This is a genomic window from Streptomyces sp. NPDC048424 (genome assembly GCF_040651555.1).
GTDB lineage: Bacteria > Actinomycetota > Actinomycetes > Streptomycetales > Streptomycetaceae > Streptomyces.
This window is the reverse complement of the sequence record NZ_JBEZKE010000024.1, coordinates 100,440-107,080: the sequence shown is the minus strand read 5'-3', so window position 1 is coordinate 107,080 and position 6,641 is coordinate 100,440. Positions and strand designations below refer to the sequence as shown.

Sequence of the window (6,641 nt, the reverse complement as noted above, 5' to 3'; positions counted from 1 at the left end):
TCGGCCGCGGACAGCGGGTAGTGGGCGCCCTGCTTGGTGAGGACGGGCAGGCCGGCGTTGGGCATGCAGGAGAGCGGGATACGGGCGTTGCGCGCCAGATAGCGCAGGTGCTCACTCATCTCGGCGGGGCCGGTGGCACAGTTCAGCCCGATCATGTCGATGCCCAACGGCTCCAACGCCGTCAGCGCCGCACCGATCTCCGAACCCAACAGCATGGTGCCGGTGGTCTCCACCGTCACCGAGCAGATCAGCGGCACGGTGACACCCAGGGCCTCCATCGCCCGCCGGGCACCGATGATCGAAGACTTCGTCTGCAGGAGGTCCTGCGTCGTCTCCACCAGCAGCGCGTCGGCGCCGCCCGTGATCAGACCCTCCGCATTGATCTGGTACGCGTCACGGATCTTCCCGTAGGTGATGTGCCCCAGCGTCGGCAGCTTCGTACCGGGCCCCATCGACCCCAGCACCCACCGCTGCTGCCCCGTCGACGCCGTGAACTCGTCCGCGACCTCCCGGGCGATCCGGGCACCCGACTCCGACAACTCGAAATTGCGCTCCGCGATGTCGTACTCCGCCAGCGCCGCGTAGTTCGTACCGAAGGTGTTCGTCTCGACGCAGTCCACACCCACCGAGAAGTACGCCTCGTGCACGGAACGCACGATGTCGGGACGGGTCACGTTCAGGACCTCGTTGCAGCCCTCCAGCTGCTGGAAGTCCTCCATCGAAGGATCCTGCGCCTGGAGCATCGTTCCCATCGCCCCGTCGGCGACGACCACGCGGGTCGCCAGCGCCTCCCGCAGGGCATCGGCCCGCTTCTGTGAGTTCGTCGTCATGCCGGCCGCTCCAGCTTCGGTGCCAGCAGCCCGGCCGCATGCTCCCCGTACACCGCGCGAACGGTGGCGAGCAGCGGCTCGGGCCGGATCTCGTACGCCTGGGAGCCGACCGTCGCCAGGACCAGCGCGGACATCGCGCAGCCGAGCTGCGCGGCGGTCTCCAGCGCCATCCCCCAGCTGACGGCGGCCAGGAAGCCGGAGCGGAAGGCGTCGCCGACACCGGTCGGATCCTGGGCAGGGACGTCGGGGACGGCGGGAACGGTGAGGGCCGGCTCGCCCTTGCGGTCGATACGGACGCCCTGCGCGCCCAGGGTGGTGACCCAGGTCCCCACCCGGTCGAGGACCTCCGCGTGGCTCCACCCGGCCCGTTCACGCAGCAGCGCGGACTCGTACTCGTTGGTGAACAGCCAGCGGGCTCCGGTGACCAGGCTGTGCACCTCGGCGCCGGTGAGGCGGGCGAGCTGCTGCGAGGGGTCGGCGGCGAAGTCGATGCCCAGCTCCCGGGCCTGTTCGGTGTGCCGGACCATCGCGCCGGGATCGTTGGGGGAGACGAGCACCAGGTCGAGGGGGGTGCGGTCATGGACGCCGTGCAGGTCGATGCGCCCGGCTTCGGCCATGGCGCCCGCGTAGAAGGCGGCGATCTGGTTGGAATCCTGGTCGGTCATGCACATGAAGCGGGCGGTCTGGTGCTCGGAGGAGACGTACACCGAGCCGGTGTCGACGCCGTGTTCCTTGAGCCAGACCTCGTACTCGGCGAAGTCCGGGCCCACGGCGCCCACCAGGAGGGGGTCGAGGAAGAGGCCGCCGAGGCCGAAGGCGATGTTGGCCGCCACTCCGCCCCGCCGCACCTGGAGGGTGTCGACGAGGAAGGACAACGAGACGTGTTCCAGCTGGTCGGGGAGGAGCTGGTCGACGAACCGGCCCGGGAAGGCCATGAGGTGATCTGTGGCGATGGATCCGGTCACCGCGATACGCACGTGGACTCCTGTGAACTGGTCTGTGAACCGGTCTGATGTCGGCGGGGCGGAATGTGGCGGGGCAGGAAGTGGGGGCAGGGTGGGGGGTGGGGGTGCCCGGTGGCGCGGGCGGTGCGCGCCGGGTGCTCAGGCGGCCGCGGCGGCCTTCAGCCGCTCGGCGCGGTCGGTGCGCTCCCAGGTGAAGTCCGCCAGCTCACGGCCGAAGTGCCCGTAGGCGGCGGTCTGCGCGTAGATGGGGCGCAGCAGGTCCAGGTCGCGGATGATCGCGGCCGGGCGCAGGTCGAAGACCTCGGTGATGGCCCGCTCGATGCGGTCGGTGGGCACGGTGTGGGTGCCGAAGGTCTCCACGAAAAGACCCACGGGCTCGGCCTTGCCGATGGCGTACGCGACCTGGACCTCGCAGCGCGAGGCGAGGCCGGCGGCGACCACGTTCTTGGCGACCCAGCGCATGGCGTACGCGGCGGAGCGGTCGACCTTGGACGGGTCCTTGCCGGAGAAGGCGCCGCCGCCGTGGCGGGCCATGCCGCCGTAGGTGTCGATGATGATCTTGCGGCCGGTCAGGCCGGCGTCGCCCATCGGCCCGCCGATCTCGAAACGGCCGGTCGGGTTGACCAGCAGCCGGTAGCCCGTGGTCTCCAGCTTGATGCCGTCCTCGGCGAGAGCGCGCAGCACGTACTCGACCACGTTCTCCCGGATGTCCGGGGCCAGCAGGGCCTCCAGGTCGATGTCGGAGGCGTGCTGCGTCGAGACGACGACGGTGTCCAGCCGGACGGCCTGGTCGCCGTCGTACTCGATGGTGACCTGGGTCTTGCCGTCGGGGCGCAAGTAGGGGATCGTCCCGTTCTTACGCACCTCGGACAGCCGGCGGGAGAGCCGGTGCGCGAGGTGGATCGGGAGCGGCATCAGCTCGGGGGTCTCGTCGCAGGCGTAGCCGAACATCAGGCCCTGGTCGCCGGCGCCCTGCTTGTCGAGCTCGTCCTCCTCGCCCTCCACACGGCTCTCGTAGGCCGTGTCGACACCCTGGGCGATGTCGGGGGACTGGGCGCCGATGGACACCGACACGCCGCAGGAGGCGCCGTCGAAGCCCTTCTGCGAGGAGTCGTAGCCGATCTCGAGGATCTTGTCCCGGACGAGCTGCGCGATCGGCGCGTAGGCCTTCGTCGTCACCTCGCCGGCTATGTGCACGAGACCGGTGGTGATCAGCGTCTCCACCGCCACCCGGGAGGCGGGGTCCTCGGAGAGGAGCGCGTCGAGGATCGTGTCGCTGATCTGGTCGGCGATCTTGTCGGGGTGGCCCTCGGTCACGGACTCCGAGGTGAACAGACGGCGGGACATCTCACTCCAGGTGGTGTGGGGACGGTGGTCGGATCGGGCAGGGTCGGACGTGGGGGACACGGCCGGACATGGTCTGTTGCCGAGGATCCTGCCGCCCGGTCCTCGGCCCGTCCTTGAGAGCGCGTCGAGCGGAGCTGGCCGGTTCCCCCACCCCCGCTCGAACGGCCCGTCCCCGCAGGCCCTGTTACCGGATACGGAAATTGGCCATCATGCCCATCGCCGAGTGGTCCAGCAGGTGGCAGTGGTACACGTACGTCCCCTTGTACGTGTCGAAGGTGGCGTGCAGCTTCACCGTCTCGCCGGGGAACAGACGGACCGTGTCCTTCAGCCCCGCCTCACCCGGCGCGATGGGGGCCCCGTTGCGCTCCAGCACCCGGAACTGCACCAGGTGCATGTGGAAGTTGTGCGGAACGATCTTGTTCGCGTTGGTGACCGTCCAGATCTCCGAGCTGCCGTGCGCGATGGTCTGGTCGATGCGCTGGTAGTCCCAGACCTGACCGTCCATGAACCCCCGCGGCTCCTGGCGGCCGTCCTCGTCCATGCTGAGCACGACGGTGCGCTGGACCGTGGCCTTGGCCATGGCCGGCAGGGTGCGCAGCGTGTCGGGCACCCGGCTCGCGTCCGACGCCGTCCGTACGACGTCGAAGCGCAGCACCTTGCCCACCTGGTCGGGCGTGCCGGGCCCCAGGGTGTTCTCCAGGACGATCTTCGTACCGACCCGGTAGCGGGAGAAGTCGATGACCACATCCGCCCGCTCCGCCGGCGACAGCCCGATGGAATCCGTCGTGAAGGGGTGCTCGAGCAGCCCGCCGTCCGTACCGATCTGGATCATCTGGCCGCCGTCCGACAGCCGCAGCTGGAAGAAGCGCATGTTGGAGGAGTTGAGCAGCCGGAAGCGGTACTTGCGGGCCGCCACCTCGAAGTAGGGGCTCGGGCGGCCGTTGGCCAGGATGGTGGTCCGGCCGAAGACGTCGTCCATCACGTAGACCAGCTGTCCGGCCTCGTCGAAGCGGGCGTCGCGCAGCGCGATCGGCACCTCGTACTGCCCGGACGGCAGCGGCAGCGACCGCTCCGTGTCGTCCGAGAGCAGATAGGTTGCCGACAGCCCCCGAAAGACGTGCTCCGACTCCATGTGGTGCGCGTGGTCGTGGAACCACAGGCCGGCGCCCGGCTGCTGGTTCGGGTAGGTGTAGGTGCGCGAGGTGTTCGGCGCGAAGGTGTCCATCGGGCCGCCGTCGTTCTCCGGTGAGACGCTGCCGCCGTGCAGGTGGACCGAGACCGGCATGGTGAGGGTGTTGCGGTGCCGGATCACCACCTTCCGCCCGCTGCGGGCCCGCAGCACCGGCCCCGGGAACTGGCCGTCGTAGGTCAACACCTTCGTCTGCACACCCGGGATGATCTCCCGCGCCACCTCCTTGATGGTGACGGCATAGGTGTCCTGGCCGCCCAGCGTGGATATCGGCTGGAGCACCGGCAGGGTCGGCATCCGCACGGTGAACGGCGCCGGAACGGTGACCGGTTTGCCCCCGCCGGCGCCGGCCCCGGAGGCTTGGGCGGTCCGGGCACTGAGCAACGGCGTCAGCCCCCCGCCGGTGAGCAGACCGGCGCCGGTCGCGGCGACGGCACCGCCGAGCAGACTGCGTCTGGTGACCATGGGATTTCCTCCTGGCAAGAGTGGGTGCGGGCAGACGCCCGAGAGCGGCACCGGGCGCGCCGAGGACGGCCGGCGCCCGGTGTGCGGCGGCCGGTGTGCCGGTGCCTGCGGGCAGCCGGCGGGGCAGTGCCCCGCATGGCTGTCGCGCCGCGAGTGGACCAGACGCGGCTAGCGCGTCACTGGAGCCCAGATGGTGTGCGGGCGTCAGGCGTTGCGCGGGCCTTGCGGGGCCTTCGTAACCCTCCTCATGCGTACGTACGACCGCGTACGCCCGACTCGTGCCGCCGAACCGGGCGGCCGCTGGGGGAGGCTCCCGTGGACCTGCACGACCTGCACGACTTACGCGACTGGCTGCCGCGCGCGCTCACGGTGGCGGAGCGGTGGGGAGGGCAGTTCGGCCCCTACGAGACCCACGACGCGCACCGCATCCACCCCGACGCCTTCGGCGAGGCCTTCGACCGCCTCGCCAAACGGATGGACCACAACTATCCGTTCTTCCACCCGCGCTACGCAGGACAGATGGTCAAGCCGCCGCACCCGGCGGCCGTCACCGGCTACCTCACCGCCATGCTCTTCAACCCCAACAACCACGCCGCCGAGGGCGGACCCGCCACCACCGAGATGGAACGCGAGGCCGTCGCCGACCTCGCCGCCATGTTCGGCCTCGACGCACACGTCGGACACCTCACCACCAGCGGCACCATGGCCAACCTCGAAGCCCTCTACGTCGCCCGCCAGCTCCACCCCGGCCGCGGCATCGCCTACAGCGGCGAATGCCACTACACCCACGAGCGGATGTGCCACGTCCTGGGCATGGAGGGCCACCGCATCCCCACCGACGCGAACGGCCGCATCGACCTCGAAGCGCTGGAGAGCGCGCTGCGCGCCGGACACATCGGCACCGTCGTCGTCACCACCGGAACGACCGGGCTCGGGGCGGTCGACCCGGTCCACGAAGTCCTGCCGCTGGCCCGCCGGTACGGGGCACGGGTACACGTCGACGCCGCCTACGGCGGCTTCTACGCGATCCTGGGCCGCGCCGGCACGGGCGACATCGACCCGGCCCCCTGGCGGGCGATCGCCGCATGCGACTCGGTGGTGGTCGACCCGCACAAGCAGGGCCTACAGCCCTACGGCTGCGGCGCCGTCCTCTTCCCCGACCCGCGGGCCGGCCGGCACTTCGCGCACGACTCGCCGTACACCTACTTCACCGACGCCGACCTGCACCTGGGCGAGATCAGCCTGGAGTGCTCACGCGCCGGCGCGGCCGCCGCGGCCCTGTGGCTGACCCTGCAACTGCTGCCGCTCACCCCGGACGGCTTCGGCAGGATCCTCGCCGCGAACCGCCGGGCCGCACTGCGCTGGGCCGACCTGCTGACCGCCTCCGACGAACTGGAGCTCTACCAGCGCCCGGACCTCGACATCGTCACCTACTTCCCCACCTGCGCCGACCCGACCCTGTCCTCGATCGACGCGGCATCCGAGCGCCTGCTGCGCGACGGCATGACGGCGGAGGCGGACCCCGTGTTCCTGAGCGTGCTGCGCGCCGACGCGGACGCCTTCGTACGCCGTCACCCGCACGTGGCACGGGACGCGCAGGCGGCCCGGGTGATCCGCAGCGTCCTGATCAAGCCGGAGTCCGAGCACTACCTGCCGACCCTGCACGCCCGCGTGGAGCAACTGGCCGCGCGCGGCCGCACGGCCTCCTGACGGCCAACACCCCCACCGCCAAAGGCCGCAGCCCCCCACCCCCCCCCTTGAAGCACCCCCGCCCCCTCCCCGCCCTTGTCCCGTCCCATCTCGCCCCTCCCCACCCGTTCTCGTCCTTCCGACCGGAGGTCCCCG

5 protein-coding genes are annotated in these 6,641 nt (G+C 70.7%); 1 reads left to right on the top strand and 4 read right to left on the bottom strand.

Going from position 1 to position 6,641, the window contains the following annotated elements; all coding sequences use genetic code 11:
• The 4 genes from AB0D29_RS28665 to AB0D29_RS28650 form a co-directional block, all read right to left on the bottom strand.
• The coding region (locus tag AB0D29_RS28665; RefSeq protein WP_362858175.1) for a homocysteine S-methyltransferase family protein at positions 1-830 on the bottom strand (830 nt) is incomplete at its 3' end.
• Complete coding sequence (locus AB0D29_RS28660) at positions 827-1,807, bottom strand: carbohydrate kinase family protein (protein ID WP_362858174.1); 981 nt, start codon at positions 1,805-1,807, stop codon at positions 827-829. The genes AB0D29_RS28660 and AB0D29_RS28665, both read right to left, overlap by 4 nt.
• 126 nt (positions 1,808-1,933) lie before the next feature.
• The gene (metK, locus tag AB0D29_RS28655; RefSeq protein ID WP_362858173.1) at positions 1,934-3,142 is read right to left on the bottom strand and encodes a methionine adenosyltransferase; all 1,209 of its coding nucleotides are present in this window, start codon (positions 3,140-3,142) and stop codon (positions 1,934-1,936) included.
• Positions 3,143-3,326: 184 nt separating this feature from the next.
• Positions 3,327-4,796: a multicopper oxidase family protein gene (locus tag AB0D29_RS28650; RefSeq protein WP_362858172.1), complete on the bottom strand. Its 1,470-nt coding sequence runs from the start codon at positions 4,794-4,796 to the stop codon at positions 3,327-3,329.
• 369 nt (positions 4,797-5,165) lie between these two features.
• On the opposite strand from AB0D29_RS28650, the gene AB0D29_RS28645 reads away from it, so the two are divergent.
• Entirely contained in the window at positions 5,166-6,506 is a 1,341-nt protein-coding gene (locus tag AB0D29_RS28645; protein WP_362858187.1) for an aminotransferase class V-fold PLP-dependent enzyme, read from the top strand.
• Positions 6,507-6,641 lie beyond the last annotated feature (135 nt).